At 56.4% G+C, this 19,749-nt stretch carries 14 protein-coding genes and 1 tRNA gene; 12 read left to right on the top strand and 3 right to left on the bottom strand.

Annotated features, from left to right (window positions below; all coding sequences use genetic code 11):
• Positions 1-91: 91 nt before the first annotated feature.
• The 3 genes from JNN07_16715 to JNN07_16725 all read right to left on the bottom strand — a co-directional run bounded on the left by JNN07_16715 (position 92) and on the right by JNN07_16725 (position 3,630).
• A complete protein-coding gene (locus JNN07_16715; protein ID MBL9169385.1) occupies positions 92-805 on the bottom strand; it encodes a hypothetical protein in 714 nt (237 codons plus the stop codon).
• Positions 802-1,617 (bottom strand): AAA family ATPase, encoded by an 816-nt coding sequence (locus JNN07_16720; GenBank protein MBL9169386.1) that lies wholly within the window; start codon positions 1,615-1,617, stop codon positions 802-804. Before JNN07_16720 ends, JNN07_16715 begins: the two co-directional genes overlap by 4 nt.
• Before the next feature lie 192 nt (positions 1,618-1,809).
• Entirely contained in the window at positions 1,810-3,630 is a 1,821-nt protein-coding gene (locus tag JNN07_16725; protein ID MBL9169387.1) for a GreA/GreB family elongation factor, read from the bottom strand.
• Positions 3,631-3,689: 59 nt separating this feature from the next.
• Between JNN07_16725 and rsmB the strand changes: the two genes are divergently transcribed.
• The 12 genes from rsmB (at position 3,690) to JNN07_16785 (ending at position 19,724) form a co-directional block, all read left to right on the top strand.
• Positions 3,690-5,048, top strand: a complete 1,359-nt coding sequence (rsmB, locus tag JNN07_16730; protein ID MBL9169388.1) for a 16S rRNA (cytosine(967)-C(5))-methyltransferase RsmB — start codon at positions 3,690-3,692, stop codon at positions 5,046-5,048.
• Between the two features lie 16 nt (positions 5,049-5,064).
• On the top strand, positions 5,065-6,741 hold the full coding sequence (locus tag JNN07_16735) for an NADPH-dependent assimilatory sulfite reductase hemoprotein subunit (GenBank protein MBL9169389.1): 1,677 nt from the start codon (positions 5,065-5,067) through the stop codon (positions 6,739-6,741).
• Positions 6,742-6,790: 49 nt separating this feature from the next.
• Positions 6,791-7,522 (top strand): phosphoadenylyl-sulfate reductase, encoded by a 732-nt coding sequence (locus JNN07_16740; protein MBL9169390.1) that lies wholly within the window; start codon positions 6,791-6,793, stop codon positions 7,520-7,522.
• Between the two features lie 22 nt (positions 7,523-7,544).
• Positions 7,545-8,357, top strand: coding sequence for a sulfate adenylyltransferase subunit 2 (locus JNN07_16745; protein MBL9169391.1), 813 nt, complete (start codon positions 7,545-7,547; stop codon positions 8,355-8,357).
• A 17-nt stretch (positions 8,358-8,374) separates the two neighbouring features.
• A complete protein-coding gene (cysC, locus tag JNN07_16750) occupies positions 8,375-10,270 on the top strand; it encodes an adenylyl-sulfate kinase (protein ID MBL9169392.1) in 1,896 nt (631 codons plus the stop codon).
• A 55-nt stretch (positions 10,271-10,325) separates the two neighbouring features.
• Positions 10,326-10,400 (top strand) — tRNA-Glu (locus JNN07_16755).
• A gap of 9 nt (positions 10,401-10,409) precedes the next feature.
• The gene (locus JNN07_16760) at positions 10,410-10,793 is read left to right on the top strand and encodes a hypothetical protein (GenBank protein MBL9169393.1); all 384 of its coding nucleotides are present in this window, start codon (positions 10,410-10,412) and stop codon (positions 10,791-10,793) included.
• 53 nt (positions 10,794-10,846) lie between these two features.
• A complete protein-coding gene (locus JNN07_16765; GenBank protein MBL9169394.1) occupies positions 10,847-13,402 on the top strand; it encodes a tetratricopeptide repeat protein in 2,556 nt (851 codons plus the stop codon).
• Complete coding sequence (locus tag JNN07_16770; protein MBL9169395.1) at positions 13,402-14,274, top strand: DUF4159 domain-containing protein; 873 nt, start codon at positions 13,402-13,404, stop codon at positions 14,272-14,274. The genes JNN07_16765 and JNN07_16770 overlap by 1 nt, the downstream gene beginning before the upstream one ends.
• 666 nt (positions 14,275-14,940) lie before the next feature.
• The gene (locus JNN07_16775; protein ID MBL9169396.1) at positions 14,941-16,719 is read left to right on the top strand and encodes a hypothetical protein; all 1,779 of its coding nucleotides are present in this window, start codon (positions 14,941-14,943) and stop codon (positions 16,717-16,719) included.
• A gap of 198 nt (positions 16,720-16,917) precedes the next feature.
• Complete coding sequence (locus JNN07_16780) at positions 16,918-17,286, top strand: response regulator (protein MBL9169397.1); 369 nt, start codon at positions 16,918-16,920, stop codon at positions 17,284-17,286.
• A gap of 47 nt (positions 17,287-17,333) precedes the next feature.
• Positions 17,334-19,724 (top strand): chemotaxis protein CheW, encoded by a 2,391-nt coding sequence (locus JNN07_16785; protein MBL9169398.1) that lies wholly within the window; start codon positions 17,334-17,336, stop codon positions 19,722-19,724.
• The last annotated feature ends 25 nt before the right edge of the window (positions 19,725-19,749 follow it).

Below are 19,749 nucleotides of genomic sequence, written 5' to 3' on the forward strand. Positions count from 1 at the left end.
GAGGTGGACTTTCGACCCCTCTTCTTGGGGCTTGCCTTTTGAACCAAGGTTCGATTCATCGGGACATGGATATTGTGGTGACCCACGGTCATTATTGGAATGCGAGAACCCGCACTTCGTTGTTCCATTGAACCGTAACCTCATAACGATCAATGGCTAAGATCTTGGCCTGTTGAACTCTGTCCCCCACAAAAACCGTCTTCGAATTGATCACGGCGGAGGGTCGGGAAGGCCGATAGTAGATTCCCTGGAGGCTCAGCTTAGGGAATGTGTTGGGAGGCGAAGAGGGAGTGGAGCCTGCGACGGCTGGAGCAGGAGGAGTCGCCGGGGCCACTGACGCAGGCGAGTCCGTCTTCGGCGCTAGGGCCGCACGAGCCTGAGGGGCAGGCAGAGGAGCAAGCGGGAGAACTGGCGGAGCCTCCGAGGTAGGAAGGGCACGCGGTGGGGTGAAGGCGGTGACTTTTGCGGGATCCGGAGCCAGGGGTTCCACCGTCCCGACCGCAGACCGGAGGCCGGTAGAGTCAGGAGAAGCTGTAGGGGGTGGAGCCAGCGCGGGTTCGGTTACCCGGGCATTGACTTCGGTTGGACCTGGGTTCTCGGGCTCTGGAGACGAACCAGAGTGGATCCCACTCCACCCAAGCCAAAGCGCCCCGACGAGGAGCACCGCAAAGAGTGCGATGGGCCACAGCCTGGTTTCATCGGACGAGGCCTCCACCGTCTGCATCGTAGAGCCAAGCTCTCCTGCACTGACGTGCTTCGCCTTCTGTTCATTCGCCCTCTTGAGGGCGTCGTTGATAAGACTCATATGCTAATTTTTCCCTCCAACTCACTGATTGCTCTACCCACGGTGCCAAAATCAATCTGATCGGTATGCTTGACGAATCCAGCCAACAAACACTTGTCGCAGAGCGCGTTGACCAATCGCGGAATCCCCTTGGAGTAATGGTAAAGCCGCCAAATTGCGGGGCCGGTGAAAGTAGGAGTGCCCTTGGCTCCGGATACCGTCAGTCGATGTTGCACATACTGCCGAATCTCTTGACGACTGAGGGGAGTGAGATGGTAGCGAATCGTGATCCGCTGACGGAGTTGACGGAGCGAGTGATCTTCCAGACGGTCGCGCAATTCAGGTTGGCCCATTAGGACAATCTGAAGCAACTTGCGATCATTGGTCTCCAGATTTGAGAGCAGGCGGATCTGCTCCAATGACTCGTTGCTCAGGTTCTGCGCCTCATCAATGATCAGCAGCACCTCCCGCTCCTTCTGCGCCTCAGAAAGCAAAAAGCGATTGATCTCCGCCAGAACTTCCAAGCGGGTGGCACCCTTGACTTCAAGCCCGAATTCCGTCGCAACCGCCCGCAGAAGCTCGTCGTTGTTTAGCACCGGGTTCAATATCAGCGCAGTGGAGAAATTTTTGCCGAGCTCTTCCAACAATGCTCGGCAGAGAGTGGTCTTGCCAGCTCCCACCTCCCCAGTCAGCTGAACGAACCCTTTGCGTTCCCGAATGCCGTAGAGCATGTGGTTGAACGCTTCCCGATGGCGCGCGCTATAGAATAAAAACCGCGGATTAGGTGTAATCGTGAACGGCGGTTCAGTTAGACCATAGTATTCCAAATACACACTGCCTTGGGAGCAAACTACGGGCCGATCTTCGAAACGAGCCTAGAGCGGCATATATTGCCCCCTAGCTGACCGATGCCAACTGGGATTCGGGCCGCAGGCAGACGTGGCGCAATAGGCCACCCTCAAAAAAAAGAACGGCCCCGAAGGGCCGTCCCTAAATCTACACTTAACCTATTCTCTAATAGAATATTACGCCTTAAAGAACAACTCAATAGACTCCACTTTGAGGGCCCGTTTTTGTCCCTCGAGCTCAAACTCTACCGACTCACCCGGTTTCTTGTTGAGCAAAGCTTGGGCGACAGGGGTAAGGTAGCTAATAATGTTCTTCTCGGGAGCTGAGTCCCAAGCTCCAAGAATCGTATAGCGCTCCCGCTGGTTGGAAATCAGGTTCGAAACGTCGACATGAGTTCCTATGCTGACGATGTCGGATTTTGCGTTGGCAAAATCCGTGCCCCGAGCTCGAATGAGTTGAGCCTCTAGTTCGGCCTTGCGTCGCATGAGAATCTTCTGCATCTCCTTCGCCGCCTTATACTCATGGTTCTCGCGCAAGTCCCCATAACTTCGAGCAATGGCGATTTCCTTCGAGTTGGCGGGGATGGTCTTCTGAACGAGTTCGTTGTATTCGAGTTTGCGTCGTTCGAGGCTCTCCCAGGATACCACGAGCCCGTTGTCCTGCTTGGATTGCTCGCCAGAGATGAGACTTTGGACCGCCGGGTAGCTCTTGACGATCCGCGCGAGCAAGGAGCGCTTGTCCATGTCGTCGAAGCAGGGCGAGAGTTGAAGAGCCCGCGTCAAGTCCTTGATCACCTCCAAATCGGCTGAACCGATCAAGTCGACCAGCAACTGCTGATCATCCATGATGTAATCCCGCAAGCGGTTGGACTTTTTCTCATTAAACTGGTCGCGCTCGATCGCGGTGAGCATGGCCCGAAACACTTCCGGACCGAGGATGTCCGCGAAGGAGTCTGAGCGCTCCTTGGCCAACCAGAGAAGCAATTCACTACTGGCGCTGTGGCGACTGATCAGCATCGCCAATGCGTCCTTGAGTTGAGGCATCTTTCCTTCGGAGATCAGCATCGTCGCACATTCACCGGTCGCCTTTGCGGAGAGGCTGTTCAAGGATCCGAGCAACGCCTCGTGCCAAAGAGTGGGAGCCGAATCACGGAACGACTGCAACGCCCTCTTGTGCTTCCCAATGGAGATCTGCTCAAAAATTTGAGCAAACTTGATGTCCTGACTCCAAACTGCCGTGGTCTTGATTTCGTCAGCAGACGGGGTCAACCCAGCAGCGGCACACAGATCGTCCCGAACGAAGATGCCTTCGAGTGCCACGGAGGGTTGGGTCCGAAGATAGGTCGCAATTTCGCCGTTGAGGGCAGCGATCATCTCATTCGCAACCGTGGCCCGATCCGTCAAGTCTGAGAAGCTCTTGAGAGCCTCGTTGCAAGACGTAGTCTTGGCTTTCAAACCTTTGGCCGATCGGAATTCGGAAAGCAGTCGTTCGGATAGCGCCGTTTCCTGCACTTGATAGATGATGGCGTCAGACTTCTTGGCAGGGATCTGGAAATGCCCATCCTTCTTCATTTCTTTCTTCGCAACCTCCCACCATTTGCGCCAATCGTCGGCAATAACGTCAGGCACCAACACCTGTTGGATCTGCTCGAGAGTAGCCCGGCCACTGAAGCTCTGGATTACCAACTTAATCAAGTCTAGATGATGCAGGGCTGCCATTTGCCGCAACCCCTCAAGATCAGCCGCCTTGCGCGCCAGGATATGGTCCCGAGGAATGGGGCGAAGAGATTCGGCCGCAAATCCGAGATCCATGTAGTGTCCAGACTTGGTCTGGAAATCGATGGTAAATCTCGAAAAGACCGTATCAATGGCTTTGATGCGGCCAAACCCCCAACTGCGGTGATGGCAATACCCACTGGTGGTAAGAGCAACCAAGGCCTCGATGTGCTTTACTTCGAGCTTCCCGGCTGCGGCCAGCTTTTCAAACTCTTCTCTCATAGATTACGGTGCTGAAAATTCGTGAGTCCTGACGTATTTCCCTTTATTAAAGCTTGCGCGTGGAAAAACCAAGACAAATTGCCTTCAGGGTACTTCAGCGCCATGCTGAAAGTGATGAGTATGTCGAAGATGTACTCTCGGCCGAACTGAGAAACAGCCCGCTCGCAGGGAGCGACCGTGGCCTGACTCATGAACTCGTGTGCGGAGTGGTTCGGCTTCAGCGAGCTCTGGATTGGATGATCGACCGGCGTACCGATGGCAGACCCCAGCAACCCATCATCCGCACGATTCTTCGGCTGGGCTTGTACCAGCTTCTATGGCTCGAGCGAGTGCCTCCACATGCCGCAGTGAACGAAACCGTGGAGCTCGCGAAGGCGCTCAACTTGGGACCCATCGCCGGCTTCATCAACGCTGTAATGCGCGGTGTCGCAGGATCACTGCCTGAGACCAGACTCGCTCTCAAGGAACTCGAAAGCACAAATCCGGATATCGCCTTCTCCCATCCAGGGTGGTTGTGCCGAAGATGGGAGGAACATTGGGGTCGGGAGAACATGCTCAAACTGATTCAATGGAATAATTTGCCGCCCCGTATCTACGCCCGATTGAACACCCTGAAGATCACCCAAGCCGCCCTCGAAGAAGCGTGGCGTGATGAGAAAGTGGTTTTTGAGCGACGCAGCTTCCCTTGGGCCACCAGATTTGTAATTTACGAGCTGATTGAACACCCTCCCATCGCCCACCTGAAGTCGTTTCTAGAGGGGGGTTTTTACATTCAGGACCCCAGTACGTTGCTGGCCGTCGAAACCATGGACCCGCAGCCTGGAGAAACCGTGCTCGACCTCTGCGCCGCCCCCGGAGGCAAGACAAGTTTGATTGCTCAGCAGATGCAGAACCGCGGGCAAATCATCGCGCAGGACACGCACCGAGCTCGACTTCTGCGATTGCGAGATAACTGTTCAAGGCTGGGCGTAAGCATCGTCCGAGCATCCTCCAGCACAGGGGTAACTCATCCGGAACTTAGCCTCAGTTTCGATCGCATTCTGGTCGATGCGCCATGCTCCAACACCGGAGTTACGCGGCGTCGTGTCGACCTCCGCTGGCGCGTCAAAGCTGAGGAGATCTACCGACTTCAATCCACCCAGCAAGAATTGCTCGCCGATGCGGCGGTCCAACTCAAGCCAGGGGGATTGCTGGTCTACAGCACCTGCAGCCTTGAGCCAGAGGAGAACCAAGCCGTCAGCAAGTGGTTTGTCTCTCAGCACCAGGACTTTAGGTGTGTGCAGGAACAACAGCTAAAACCCTTCGAACACGCGGTTGATGGAGCTTTTGTAGCGGCCTTCCGCAAGCGACCCCATCCCGGAACCCATTCCGCTGTTGACAATATCAGCAGGAGGCCCGATGGTTCATCGGTAAGTTAATCAAATTACTAATGATATGAGCGCGTCTTCCGAAGCCAAACTCTCGCACAACGAGATAATCAAGCAGGCCATCCCTACGCTTGCTGGCAACATTGGCAGTACTTTGGCGGATGCATCTCTGGATCGCTTTTCGGAGGACGACACTCAGTTCCTTAAGTTCCACGGCATCTACCAACAGGACGACCGGGACAAGCGCAAGACCGGGAAGTTCTTCATGTTCATGATCCGGGGGCGCATTCCGGGTGGTGTGTTGAACGCGAACCAATATGGAGTGTTTGACGATTTGGCCAACCAGTATGGCAACTCGACCTTGCGGATCACCTCGCGACAGAGCTTCCAGTTCCATGGCGTCGTCAAGCAGGGGCTCGGAAAAGTGATGAAGGGCATCAACGAGAGCTTGCTGGACACGCTGGCCGCTTGTGGGGACGTCAATCGTAATGTCATGTCTCCCCCCACCCCGGCCACCAATGCACTGGGTGCACAAGTATTGGAAGATGCCCGCCTCGTTTCTCAGGCGCTCCTACCTAAAACCAAGGCGTATCACTCGATCTGGGTGGAAGGTGTGCAGCTAAACCTAGAGGATCCGGAGAACAAGGAGTTCAGCGATCCTCTCTACGGCAAGACCTATCTGCCGCGCAAATTTAAGGTCGCCTTCGCCATCCCACCGTTGAACGACACCGACGTGTTGACGAATTGCATGGGGTTCATTGCGATCGAAGAGCACGGGAAGCTGCTCGGCTACAACCTAACCGCTGGAGGCGGCCTGGGGATGAGCCACGGTAACGCTGAAACGTTCCCGCGGGTAGCCGATGTGATCGGATTCATAACGCCCGAGCAACTGGTCCCGATTTCCAAAGGCGTGCTCACCGTCCACCGGGATTTCGGCGACCGAACCAACCGCAAACATGCCCGTCTGAAATACGTGCTCGAAGATAAGGGCGTCGAGTGGTTCCGCAACGAACTCCAGCAGCGCACCGGCATCCAGCTTCAGCCGGCCAAGCCCTTCAGATTCGAGAAGCAGGGGGATCTCTTCGGCTGGCATCCTCAGCAGGACGGCGGGCTCTTCCTCGGACTTTACGTGGAAACCGGCCGCATCAAGGACGAGGGGACCTACCAGCTCAAGACTGCATTGCGCAAAATCGTCGACGCCTATAAGCCCGAAATTCGGCTCACGCCATCCCAAAACATCGTCCTATCGAACCTGAAAGCCACCGACCGCGAGGCGATCACCAAGTTGCTAGCGCAGCACGGCATCCCTGTGGACAACCAAGCAACCGCTATCCGGCGGGCCTCCATGGCCTGCCCTGCTCTGCCGACATGCGGATTGGCGCTGGCTGAATCAGAGCGTTATCTCCCGGGTTTGTTGAGCCGTGTAGAAAGTTTGCTTGCCGAACTCGGGCTGAGCCAACAGGAACTGGTGATCCGCATGACCGGCTGCCCCAACGGCTGCGCTCGCCCTTATATGGCCGAAATCGGATTCGTGGGCAGGGCTCCGGGCAAATATAACATCCTGCTCGGCGGAAACGAATCAAGCACCCGGCTCAACCGATCCTACCGCGACAATGTCAAAGATGCCGATGTGATCCCGGAACTTAGGACAGTTCTGGGTCGCTACGCCAAGGAGCGACAACCGGCCGAGGCTTTCGGCGATTGGTGTGCTCGCGTGCTTTGGAACGAGACGGCCCAAGCTTGAAGGGCAAGCCTCCCCCACACGAAACCTTAGGCTCCGCAGAGTCTCCGCCATGCTCACTGCATCCGAAGTCAAACGCCTCAACGAACGGTTCGACGTAGCTCCAACTCAGGAAATCCTGGCTTGGGCTTGGGAAAAGTTCGGCGCGCGCGCCGCTATCGGCACGAGTTTTCAGGGGGCTGGGCTCGTGATGATGCACCTGGCCAAGGCCCATGGGCTCCCGTTCCCCGTTTTCACAGTAGATACCAATCTGCTCTTCCCCGAAACCTACGCTCTCAAGCGCCGGCTAGAGGACTTCTTTGGAGCGCCCATTGAAGGTCTCCAACCCGACCTCACCCTCAAACAGCAGGAGGAAGCTCAAGGGCCTGAACTCTGGAAACGGAACCCAGACTTGTGCTGCACCATGCGCAAGGTCATGCCCCTGCAAGCTAAGCTCTCGGATCTACACTGCTGGATTACCGGACTCCGCCGCCAGCAATCTGCCACCCGATCCGAGATCGGGATCGTCGAGGTCTATGTGTTCGATGAGTCCGAGGGACGAGACATCGTCAAACTCAATCCCATGGCCAATTGGAGCCGGGATGCAGTCTGGAAATACCTGCATGAACACGGGATACCCTACAACCCGCTCCACGACCAAGGCTATCGCTCCATCGGATGCCAACCCTGCACAGAAAAGTCGGCGGGCGGCGAAAATGAGCGAGCCGGCCGCTGGACCGGCTTCAACAAGGTCGAGTGCGGTATCCACACCTTCCTGCCCAAAAAGGTCGATTTTCAGATCTGAAATCTCTTAATCGCGAAACGTCATGGACTACCTGTCTAAACTGGAAAATCAGAGTATTTATATTATGCGGGAGGCCTTCAACAAGTTCGAGAACCTGGCCATGCTTTGGAGCATTGGCAAAGACTCGACAGTGTTGCTTTGGCTGGCGCGCAAAGCCTTCTTAGGGCACGTCCCGTTCCCTCTGGTTCATGTGGACACCACCTATAAGATCCCCTCGATGATCGAGTATCGCGATCGCTTGGCGAAGGAATGGGGACTGCAGCTGATCGTGGGCAAGAATGAGGAGGTCCTGAAAACCGGTGTGACCTATCCGAACGGCAAGGCTACCCGTGTCGAATGCTGCGGCACGCTCAAGAAGGACGGACTGAAGCAAGTCCTCGAGAAACACCACTTCACGGGAGTGATCGTCGGAGTCCGCCGCGACGAGGAGCCAACCCGCGCCAAAGAGCGCTACTTTAGTCCGCGCGACAAGAACATGGAGTGGAATGTGGAGGACCAGCCGCCCGAGCTGTGGGACCAATTCAAGACTGACTTCGACAAAGACACCCACATTCGGATTCACCCGCTCCTCCACTGGACCGAGCTGAACATTTGGGAATACATCCAGCGGGAAAACATGCCCATCAGCCCCCTCTACTTCGCGAACGAGAAGGGCGAGCGCTACCGCAGCCTGGGATGCTACCCCTGCACCTTCCCGATCAAGTCCAACGCCAAGACGATCAGCGAGATCATCACCGAACTCCGCGGCACCAAGGTCCCCGAGCGTTCGGGTCGGGCTCAAGACAAGGAAAGCGAGGACGCTTTCGAGAAGTTGCGCCGCGACGGCTACATGTAACCCTGAACTTCCCATCCATGCAGACCTCATCCATCCCCTCAGAGCAGCTGAAGATCGTGATCGTCGGACACGTCGATCATGGGAAATCAACTTTCGTAGGACGACTCTTTAACGACACTGGATCACTCCCCGAAGGCAAACTGGAACAGCTCCAGAAGATTGCCGAACGCCGAGGCGTCCCGTTTGAATGGGCGAACCTGATGGACGCTCTCCAGTCTGAGCGAGATCAGAACATCACCATCGACACGGCACAGATCTGGTTTCAGACCCAGAGACGGCAATACGTCATCATCGACGCTCCGGGCCACAAGGAGTTCCTCAAGAACATGATCACGGGCGCAGCGAACGCCGAGGCGGCCCTGCTCTTGATTGATGCCCATGAAGGAGTCCAGGAAAACTCGCGGCGGCACGGATACTTGCTCAATTTGCTCGGCATCCGCCAGATCGCGGTGCTCGTGAACAAGATGGACCTGGAGAACTATTCGGAAGAAAAGTTCCGCTCCATCGAAGAAGAATACCGAGTCTGGCTTAAGAGCATCGGAGTCACCCCCAAGGTCTTCATCCCGATCGCAGCGAAAATGGGGGACAACATCGCTACTCGCAGCACGAACATGAGCTGGTGGCAGGGCCCCACCGTTCTGGAAGCTCTCGATCAGTTCAACGTCACCGACCTCCCCGACCACCAACCCCTCCGCTTTCCGATTCAGGACGTCTATCGCTTTGATGATCGCCGGATCCTGGCCGGGCGCATCGAGGCCGGCCGGATCAAAGTGGGTGACAAGCTGGTTTTCGCGCCCAGCAATAAAACCAGCACGGTCAAAACGATCGAACGCTGGAACTCCCCCCAAAGCGACTCTGCCAGTGCCGGCGAATCCATCGGCGTTACCCTAACGGAGCAAGTCTTTGTGGAACGCGGTGCTGTCGCAGCCCTGGAGACTGATCCTCCCTACGAACTGACGCGCTTCAAGGCGCGGCTTTTTTGGCTTGGGAAGCAGCCCTTCCGTCCCGGAAAGACCTACAAGCTAAAACTGGCAACCCAGGAAGCGGAGTGCACGATCGAGTCCATCGAAACCATCATCGATGCCTCTACCCTAGGAACACTCGACCGTCCAAAGCACGATCGCTACATCGGTCGCCACGAGGTCGGGGAACTCACCCTTCGCACGAAGCGTCCAATCGCCTTCGACGCTCACGATGAGATCGTGGTCACCGGCCGCTTTGTGATCGTGGACGGTCTGGAAGTCTCGGGAGGTGGTATTGTCGTCAACGACAACTATCCCCGTCGCACCTCGGATTCCCTGCACAAGAGCCACAACATCTTCTGGAGTCACGGCAAAATCACCACCGAGCAGCGCGTCGCGCGCAATGGACATCGAGGTCGCGTGGTGTGGCTGACCGGCCTCTCCGGTTCCGGTAAATCCACCCTCGCCACCGAATTGGAGCGGGAGCTGTTCATCCAGGGCAAACATGCCTACATCCTCGATGGCGACAACGTACGCCATGGCCTTTGCAAGGATCTGGGATTCTCGCCCGAGGACCGAACGGAAAATATTCGTCGAGTAGGTGAAGTCGCCAAGCTGATGGCCGATGCCGGCATCATCTGCATTACCGCCTTCATCTCCCCCTATCGCAGCGACCGCGATATCGTTCGGAACATCATGAAGCCGGGCGAGTTCGTAGAGATTCACGTGAATGCGCCGTTGGAGATCTGCGAACAGCGCGATCCTAAGGGCCTTTACGCCAAAGCTCGTGCTAACGAGATCAAGGAGTTCACCGGCATCTCAGCTCCGTACGAGGCCCCGTTGAAGCCCGAAATCGAGCTCTGCACCGACAAACTCAGCGTCGCCGAGTCCATCTCCAAGGTTCTCGAATACCTACATATGCAGGACGACGATGCCCCTGCAATGATCTAGAGCATCAAGGGTTGACTACGACTCAGGTTTTCGGTTAAACAAAGAACTTGGCTGTGGCCCGTTCGTCTATCAGTTAGGACGCAGCCCTCTCAAGGCTGAGAGACGGGTGCGATTCCCGTACGGGCTACCAATCTTAGTCATGCTGCCATTTCAGATCATCTTCAACCCCACGAGTGCGGCAGAGCTGGCAAAAATGCCGCGAGAGCTGCAGTTGGAGATTCTTGGACAGTTCCGAGGGCTCCCTCAGGCGGCGATGACCAGCGATTTGGAGAACCACGAGCGTTTCGGCAGGCTCGAAAGGGACGGCAAACTCCTCTACCGCTTCCGGATCGGAGATTACCGGGTCTATTTTGAGCGTCATGACCTTGGCATCGTGGTCCACCGGATCATGAACCGCAACACCCTGAAGGACTTCCTCTATCGCTCCAGCTTGCCTGTGCCGGAGGACTCGATGCTCCAGGAGAATCCGAAATTCTGGGAAACCATCGAGGCCGCGACTCGGGGCTCGAAGCCCGCTCGTTAGCATCAAGCAAATTCCCATTGTTTTCCCGTCCGGTGCCGAGCATTCTCGCACCCATGGCCAGAAGTCGTCGGATTACGAGCAAGGCGATCGCGTTGGGATGGGCATGGCTGGCGGTGACAGTCTCCGCATCCGCTGCCGACCTTACCCAAAGCCGGGACGTTTTTCAGCGAGGGGATTACCAGAAGGCAATCAGCCTGTGCCAAGAGGCTCTCAAGACCGACACCGGTGAGGAAGATTGGCCACTGCTCCTGACCGAATCGCTGCTCACCCTCGGCCAGTACTCCAATGCCCAAGCGATCATCACCCGAGCCCTGGAGCAGTTCCCCTTTAGTTTAAGGACCAAACTACTCGCCCGCGAAGTGAGTCTCTACAACGGGGACGGTACAAAAGCACGCGAGTATCTGGAAGAGATGGCTGGCTTGGCAAACCGCCGGCAGTGGGCTTACCGCGATGCCCAAAGCTTGGTCGCCCTGGGAAAGGCCGCCCTCCTCATGGGAGTCGATCCCAAGAAAGTCCTCGAAAACACCTTCGACCGTGCCAAGAAAGCGGATCCCAATCTCCGCGATGCTCATGCCGCTTCCGTTCAGGTGGCTCTCGACAAGAGCGACTTCGATCTGGCCGCCAAACTCGCCACCGAGGCCTTAAAGAAGTTTCCTAAAGACCCGGACTTCCACTACGCCCGCGCCCAGGCGCTGGCGGGCAGCGATCGCAAAGCGATGCTGGAGTCCCTCAGTTCCGCCTTGGAGATCAACGAGAATCATGTTCCCAGCTATCTGTTGATCGCCGACCATATGATCGATGCCGAGGAGTACGAGGAGGCTGAGTCAAAGATAAGCCGAGCTCTGGAGGTCAACCCGCATCATCCCTTGGCTTGGGCCTACCGCGCCGTCATGGCACATCTCAAGAACGAGCTGGCTCAAGAGGCGGATCATCGGAAAAAGGCTCTAGCTCACTATACTAACAATCCCGCCGTTGACTATCTCATCGGCCGAAAACTCTCCCAGAAGTATCGCTTCACCGAGGGTGCCGCCTATCAACGGCGGGCTCTGGCCTTCGATCCGGAGTTTACCTCGGCCAAAAGTCAGCTGGCCCAGGACCTTCTCAGGCTAGGGGAGGATCAGGAAGGCTGGACGCTTGCCGAGCAAGTTCACCAAGAGGATGGCTACGATGTCGTCGCTTACAATTTAGCGAACCTCAAGGACACCATGAACCAGTTCGCCACGCTCACCAACCAGTTCTTTACCGTGCGGATGGGAGCCTCAGAGGCCCCGATCTACGGCGATCGGGTCATGGCCTTGCTGACTCGCGCCCACACAAACCTGAGCCAAAAGTATGGCATCGAACTCCAAACGCCCACCTTCGTGGAAATTTTTCCTGATCAGAAGGATTTCGCCGTTCGCACCTTTGGCATGCCCGGAGGAGCCGGTTACTTGGGTGTGTGCTTCGGACGAGTGATCACGGCCAACAGTCCCGCCACCCAAGCCGGTCGTGCGGCGAGTTGGGAATCCGTGCTCTGGCACGAGTTCGCCCATGTGGTCACTCTCCAGATGACCAAGAACAAGATGCCACGCTGGCTGAGCGAGGGGATTTCGGTGTACGAGGAGCAGCAGAGCAACCCTGCCTGGGGCCAAGCCATGACCCCGCGCTACCGAGAGATGATCCTGGGGGACGACCTTGTGAAAATCGGAGAGCTGAGTGGGGCATTTCTGGCTCCACCCTCCGGCGAACACCTGATGTTCGCCTACTACCAGTCCTCACTGGTGGTTCGCTACCTCGTTGAAAACTTCGGGTTCGAGAGCTTGCTCAAGATCCTCCGCGATCTGAAATTGGGAGTGCCCATCAACGATGCCATTGCCAGGCACACGACGGCACTGGACAAACTGGAGACCAATTTCGCGACGTTTGCCCGAAAATTGGCGACCGAGCTCGCGCCGGGCCTGGAATGGGAAAAGCCCGAGGCTGAAGACCTGGTTTCCAAGGACGGAGAGCCCGCCGAATGGCTCCGTAAGAATCCGAAGAACTACTACGCCCTGCTGCATTCAGCCCGTGCCGATCTCAAGAACAAGCAGTGGAAGAAGGCTCAGGAACCGCTACGCAAGCTCATAGAGCTGTTCCCCATCCAGACCGAGCCCGGCAATGCCTATCAGCTCCTGGCCCAAGCGCACCGAGCGCTCAAAGAAACAGCTGAGGAAAAGGAGGTTCTGACGGCCTGGTCCAAGATCGATGCCCACGCTGCGGATGCCTATTTGCGACTGATGGAGCTGGCGGAGAAGGACCGTAACTGGTCGGTCGTGTTTGACAATGTCCGTCGCTACCTGGCAGTTAACCCCCTTTCCCACCAAGCCTATGCCTACTGGGGCCGCGCCGCCGAGGCAACTCTCCAGCCGGCGATCGCCGTCCAGGCTTATCAGACTTTGCTGCGGTTGGATCCTCCCGATCCCGCAGGCACGCATTTCCGACTGGCCAAGCTTTTCCACGATCAGGGGAGTGTGGCAGCAAAACGCCACCTACTTCAGGCGCTGGAGGAGGCCCCCCGATTTCGTGAGGCGCATGAGCTGCTCCTAAAGCTCAATGCGCGCTCCGAGAATCCACCACCCGCTAAGCCTTGATGGATGAAGATCATAAAAGCCGGGTCCAGCACCCTGACTACGACTCCCGTTATGCGGTGGCGTTGATCGCCGCGCTGCTGGGATTCTTGCTCACCAGCCTCGGATCCGGGTCCGTTGAGGCATCCGAGCGACCGGACCGCAAAGGAACTCCAGACTGGGATCTTCCGCTTGGGTTCGAGTCCGATGTTTTCCTCTTCCGCCGAATCAAGTACCGTTCCGCTCGATCCTACGGACCCTGGGGCTATGACAAATGGGCCATCGATTATCCGGATGCGGAGATCAACATGTCTTACCGCATGCAACAGCTCACTTCGATCCGAACACATCCCGACGGCGATCTGATTACACTGCGTGACCCCCTCCTCTTTGACAGTCCGTTTATCTATGTTGCAGAGCCGGGTGACCTGGTGCTGGAGGACGATGAGGTCGACCAGTTGCGCAACTACTTGACCAATGGAGGTTTTCTTCTGGCTGATGACTTCTGGGGAGATCGTGAATGGTATAATTTTGAGGAACAGCTCCGACGCGTGTTTCCCGATCGGAAGATCGTCGATCTCCCGCTGGACCACCAGGTTTTTAACTGCGTGTTTCGTCTGAATGCCTTTCCTCAAGTGCCCAATGTGCGAACCGGGCATTACAGCCAGTGGACTGGGATCACGTGGGAGGAAGACAAAATGCCGGGGGCCAAGGATCCCCACTACCGCGCGATCTTTGACGAGCTTGGGAGGATGATGGTGATGATCTGCCACAATACGGACAACGGAGATGGTTGGGAGCAAGAGGGAGCAAGCGAATACTTTTTCAAAGAGTTTTCAGAAAAACAGTCTTACCCCTTGGGCATCAACATACTCTTCTACGCCCTGACTCATTGACCGACTACTGTCAGAGCTCTCGGGTTCCCTCTCCCTGACATACCCAGCCAGGCATCCGCTGCCGCCCGAAGTATCCCTCTAATGCCATCCCAGCTAAAGGCCCCAACGTAACTTCCGATGTTACTTCTGTGTGGGTGACCCTTTTGGAATGAAGCTTGGGTTAGGAAATAGTCAGCTCGAAGAGACGACCTGCTCATCACAAAGGCGATTCGAACGTCCCGTTGCTCGGGACAGAGACGGGCCGAGTCGCATTAAGCCAATCCGGTCGACGCGCGAAGATTCATGAATAAGCCACCAGGAGAAGGAAGGCCGAGGGAATCAAACCCGAAGCTGAACGACCGGAGTGCACGACTGATCAACGGAGTCCGTCAGGCTGTGGGACAATTGGGAAGGTGGGCACTTGCTCTATTCAGGTCTCGACGCAAAGGCCACAAGCAAACCTCGAAATCCCTGCACACCCCGGAGCTTGTTGAGTTATTCGTTCAGCTAGGACAGCAACGGGATAAGCTTAAGACCGTCGGCCAACACATCGAGGCTCAGTTCCTCGAGATCTTTTCTGATCTGGAACGACTACCAAACGAGAGTGATTTGCTCGTCGCTCACTCCGAGAAAATGGTAAAATTAGCCTCAGGGAATGAGCAGGGGGAACCCACGTTGGAAAAAACCTTGAGCATACTGAGAGCCCCGCTCGACTACGTAGACAACTACCAGAGAACCACATCCGAGCTGCTCGACGTGCTTCGCAAGCGCACCGAGCAGATTCAACGAATGTTGTTGAGCGAGGAGGAGCTCCAGAGGACGGTGGCACCGCTCAAGTTTATTAGGACCATGTACCGGGTGGAGTCCGCAACCCTGGGCAATGAGGTGCAGAGCATGTTCCTTGCGCTGACGGAGGAGATTCAGACACTGCAGCAACAAGTCAACCAAACCTTTGCTGCTAAATTTGACATTCTGAGAGCGAACCAACGAAGTATGGACGCCCTGATCAGGCGATTGAATCAGCAGACGAACGAGCAGGGGGCGCTGATGAAACAGAAACGATCTTACATCTCGAAAGCAGTGCAGGATTTGAACCAGGATCTCGAAATCAATCGTAAAAAGGATATCAAGCTCACCCAAGTGACCAATCGCATCTCCTCTGAGGTGGTGAAGTTGGTGTTCAGCCTTCAGGCACAGGACGTCGTCGCGCAGAAGATTGCCCACGTTCTCTCGGCACTAGATGGTATGGAAAGACAGGCCAACTCAGACCTGCGGTCCGATGAACCGGACAAACAAAACGCATCAATCCTTTATCTCTATCAGGCGGCAGGCGTCGAGGCCGCACAACTTAAGGCGGTTGCGGAAAACCTTCGGCAAACCGACACAGCGTTGTGTGGTTCCCTCGATGTCATACTCGGCCAAGTTAAGGCTTTGGATTTGGATTGCGTGTCGCTCACCGAGTTCGATCAGGTCACTGTTGGGGCATCGGGCCTCGTACAGACGCTGCTCGACAGTCTCTCCGAGGTGCAGAGTATGGTAGAAGGAGCTGTCGCAAGCGCCAAGGATGCATTCGATGCCATTCGCCCTATGGGAGGCCAGGCCAGCAACGTCACCGCGGTCATGCGCGACCTCTCGGCTCGCATCAAACTCATCGCGTTGAACGCACAAGTGCAGGCAGCCCACATCAAGTCAGGAACCGGGTTGGAGGTTTTGGCAGCTCAGACAGCTGACATAGCCAACGTGATCGGAAATATCAGCAGTGGGATCGCCGAAGAATTGGACGCCTTCACCAAACACCTCGATCAGCTAGTGGAAACCTTCGGTAACCTGTACGAGACTGGGACGGCCGGGCATCAGCAATGGTTGGTGGAGTTCCGCGCTCAAGAGAAGGAACTCCACACGTATCGTGATGAGGCTCTCTCCGAGCTCACCCATATCGGCTCAGCTTCAGATCGGCTGCGAAAGCTAGCCCACAACATGCGTTCGAGGGTCCAGCTCAAGGAGCTGGCCGATGATCGAGTCGAGCTCCCCTCGACGACCCTCCTCACCTTACAAGAGATGATGACCCCATGGGTTAAGGATATCCCTGAGCACGAAACCAAGATGGCATACACCCGGTCCTACACCATGGAATCGGAGCGCCTCATTCATGAAAACGTCCTCACTGGCAAAAGCGACACACTTGCAGGCGCAACGGACGCATCCCAGCTCGGGGCCGATCGTATGAAGCTCGTCGGAGCAGCGGAGAACAGCGGGGACTTGGTGCTCTTTGACGATTTTTCCTCGCCAAGCGCCAGCGATGCAGCTGCCTCACCATCGCCCAACGAAACTTCGCCCACGGAACAAACGTCTTCTCCCGATGCCGGCCTCGCGGCTGGAGTCAACGCGTCGACCTCAAGCGCGCCCTCCACCGAACGCTCCACCACTCCCGCCACCAAGCTCGCCGACAACATAGAGTTGTTTTAATCCTTGGCGAATCTCGGCGTATAAAAAGTTTTTCTAAAGCCTCCGTCGGTCACGCCGATTCATCATTGTAGAAGGAAACGGTAACGAAGGCGTCTGGGTGGAACGAGACCTCAATTCGCTAACGGTTTTCTAAGTTCTAGAGCAGTTCGCTGTTCGAACGAGTAGGCAAACCGCAACTGCTGACAGCTCTCAAGCATTATGGGTAAAACGATCATCACGGTGGACGATGCCTCAACGATGAGGAAAATGATCAGCTTCACGCTGAAGGCGGCCGGTCACGAGATTCTCGAAGCGGGGGATGGGATCGAGGCACTCGGAGCGCTCAAAGGTCGCACCGTGGATCTGGTGATCACAGACGTGAATATGCCCAACATGGACGGCATCACGCTCACTCGAAACCTCCGCTCCCTCCCACAGTTTCAGAAGACACCCATCATTCTTCTAACGACGGAATCCTCGCCCGAGAAGAAGGCCGAGGGCAGAGCCGCTGGCGCAACCGGTTGGATCGTAAAACCATTCCAGCAAGAACAACTCCTTGCGGTCGTCTCCAAGGTTCTCGGCGCATGATCGCGATCCCCACTCCATTCATTGCCCCTTAAAACTCTAATAACGCCATGCCCACGAACGACGAACTCCAGCAGCAGCTCATCAAGGATCTTCTCATCGAAAGTGCTGACGGTCTCGACCGCTTTGATCGGGAAATGCTCGCCCTCGAAAATGGGCAAGGCAATCCCGAGACCCTGAACGTGGTCTTCCGCGTCATCCATACCATCAAGGGCACGGCCGGATGCCTCGGGCTGTCAAAAATCGAGTCGGTCGCGCACGTCGGGGAGAATCTTCTGGATGCCCTCCGCGGTGGAAAGATCACCCTCCACAAGGAGATGATCACGACGCTCCTCTCCTACGCCGATGCCCTCCGCCAGATGCTCAAAAGCATCGAAGATACCGGTTCCGAAGGAAGTGCGGACTTCTCGGCCCTACTCCAGAAACTACAAGATCTTCAGACGGCCCAAAAGGCTCCATCGACCCCGCCCGCTTCAATACCGGAAACTCCGACCACGGAGGGTGCAGAGCGTGCAACCGAGTCGACCGCGGCTAACAAGGGTTGGGGACTGTTCGATGATGCACCCACGGAAGCGCAGACCCCGATTCCCGCCCCCGTGGCCACATCGCCCTCTCCCGCTCTGGCGAATTCAGCCGCACCCGCCGCCGCACCGGCACCCGTAAACCCCTCGCATCCTGCTCCGGACGCCACCGCGGAACGCGACCCAGCTGCCAAGACCACTTCGGTATCCGACTCAGCAATCCGCGTCAGCGTGGATCAATTGGACAAGTTGATGAATCTGGTTGGAGAGCTGGTGCTCGCTCGAAATCAAATCGTTCAGTATTCCGGGGTCGTCCAGGAAAATTCTCTGATAGCTGCCTCGCAGAGGCTCAATATCATCACCACCGAGCTCCAGGAGAGCGTGATGAAAACCCGCATGCAACCCATCGGCAACGTGTGGACAAAATTTCCTCGTGTTGTCCGAGATGTCGCTCACGAGCTCGGGAAGAAGGTCCAGCTCGTGATGCAAGGAAACGAAACTGAGCTGGATCGTACTATCATCGAAGCCATCAAGGATCCCCTCACTCATATTGTCCGGAATGCCATCGACCACGGTATCGAGACACCGGAAACGCGGTCGGTTGCAGGCAAGCCGGCGGAAGGGACTCTTCTACTGCGTGCCTTCCACGAAGGTGGACAGGTCAATATCGAGATCATGGACGATGGACGAGGCATCAATGTCTCCAAGGTCAAGGAGAAGGCGCTCCAGCGCATGCTCATCACAGCCGACCAGGCGTCGCGCATGAGCGAGCGAGAAACCTTTAATCTCATCTTCCTCCCCGGATTCAGCACCGCCGAGAAGATCACCAATGTCTCCGGCCGAGGGGTTGGGATGGACGTCGTCAAGACGAACATCGAGAAGATCGGAGGATCGGTCGATGTCCTGAGCGAGCCGAACAACGGCACGACGATCAAGATCAAGATTCCCCTCACCTTGGCGATCATCCCCGCGTTGGTCGTGACGAGTGGAGGCGAGCGGTTTGCCATCCCGCAGGTCAGTTTACTTGAGCTGGTTCGCCTCGAGTCAGAACAGGCGCGCAAAGGGATCGAGATGCTCTACGGCTCCCCTATTTATCGACTCCGCGGACAACTGCTTCCGTTGTGCTATCTGAACCGCGAGCTCGACATTGATGCTGGAGCGACCGGATCTAGGGCGGATAATGGTGCCTCCCAGAGCAGTTCGGATGCGGTGAACATTGTTGTGCTCCAGGCCGACGGACGCCAGTTCGGGCTGGTGGTGGACGAAATTAACGATACTGAAGAGATCGTCGTCAAACCACTGGGCAAGCAACTCAAGGGCATCACTTGCTTTGCCGGGGCAACGATCATGGGCGATGGCCGAGTAGCCCTCATCCTCGATGTCCTCGGGCTAGCCCAACACGCTAACGTGATCAACGAGGTCCGAGATCGTTCGATGGTCGACAAGACCAAATCGGACAATCGCCTGACGAACAAGCAAACACTCCTCCTATTCGAGATTGGAAAGGGAAGCCGGATGGCCATTCCATTGTCCATGGTAGCGCGCCTCGAGGAGTTTCCCCGCAGCCAGATCGAACAATCCGGAACTCAAAAAGTGGTTCAATACCGCGGACAGATACTGCCCCTGATCGCGGTGGCCGATTACGTCAACACCCGTGGCGAAGCCTTCACCGAGGATCAAGACATGGTGCAGGTCGTCGTGTATTCGGAACAAGGACGGAGCGTCGGACTCATCGTCGGCGCCATCAGTGACATCGTCGAGGAATCGATCACGGTCAAACGGGATGTCCAAGGTAGCGGCATATTGGGCTCGGTCGTTATTCAGGACAAAGTGACCGACCTGCTAGACGTCTCAACCATCATCCAGTCCGCCGATCCGAGTTTCTATACCTCCAAGCCCGACCTCGAAATGGCGGCCTGAAGCAAACTCACATTTATTCCCTACT

Source organism: Verrucomicrobiales bacterium (genome assembly GCA_016793885.1).
GTDB lineage: Bacteria > Verrucomicrobiota > Verrucomicrobiia > Limisphaerales > UBA11320 > UBA11320.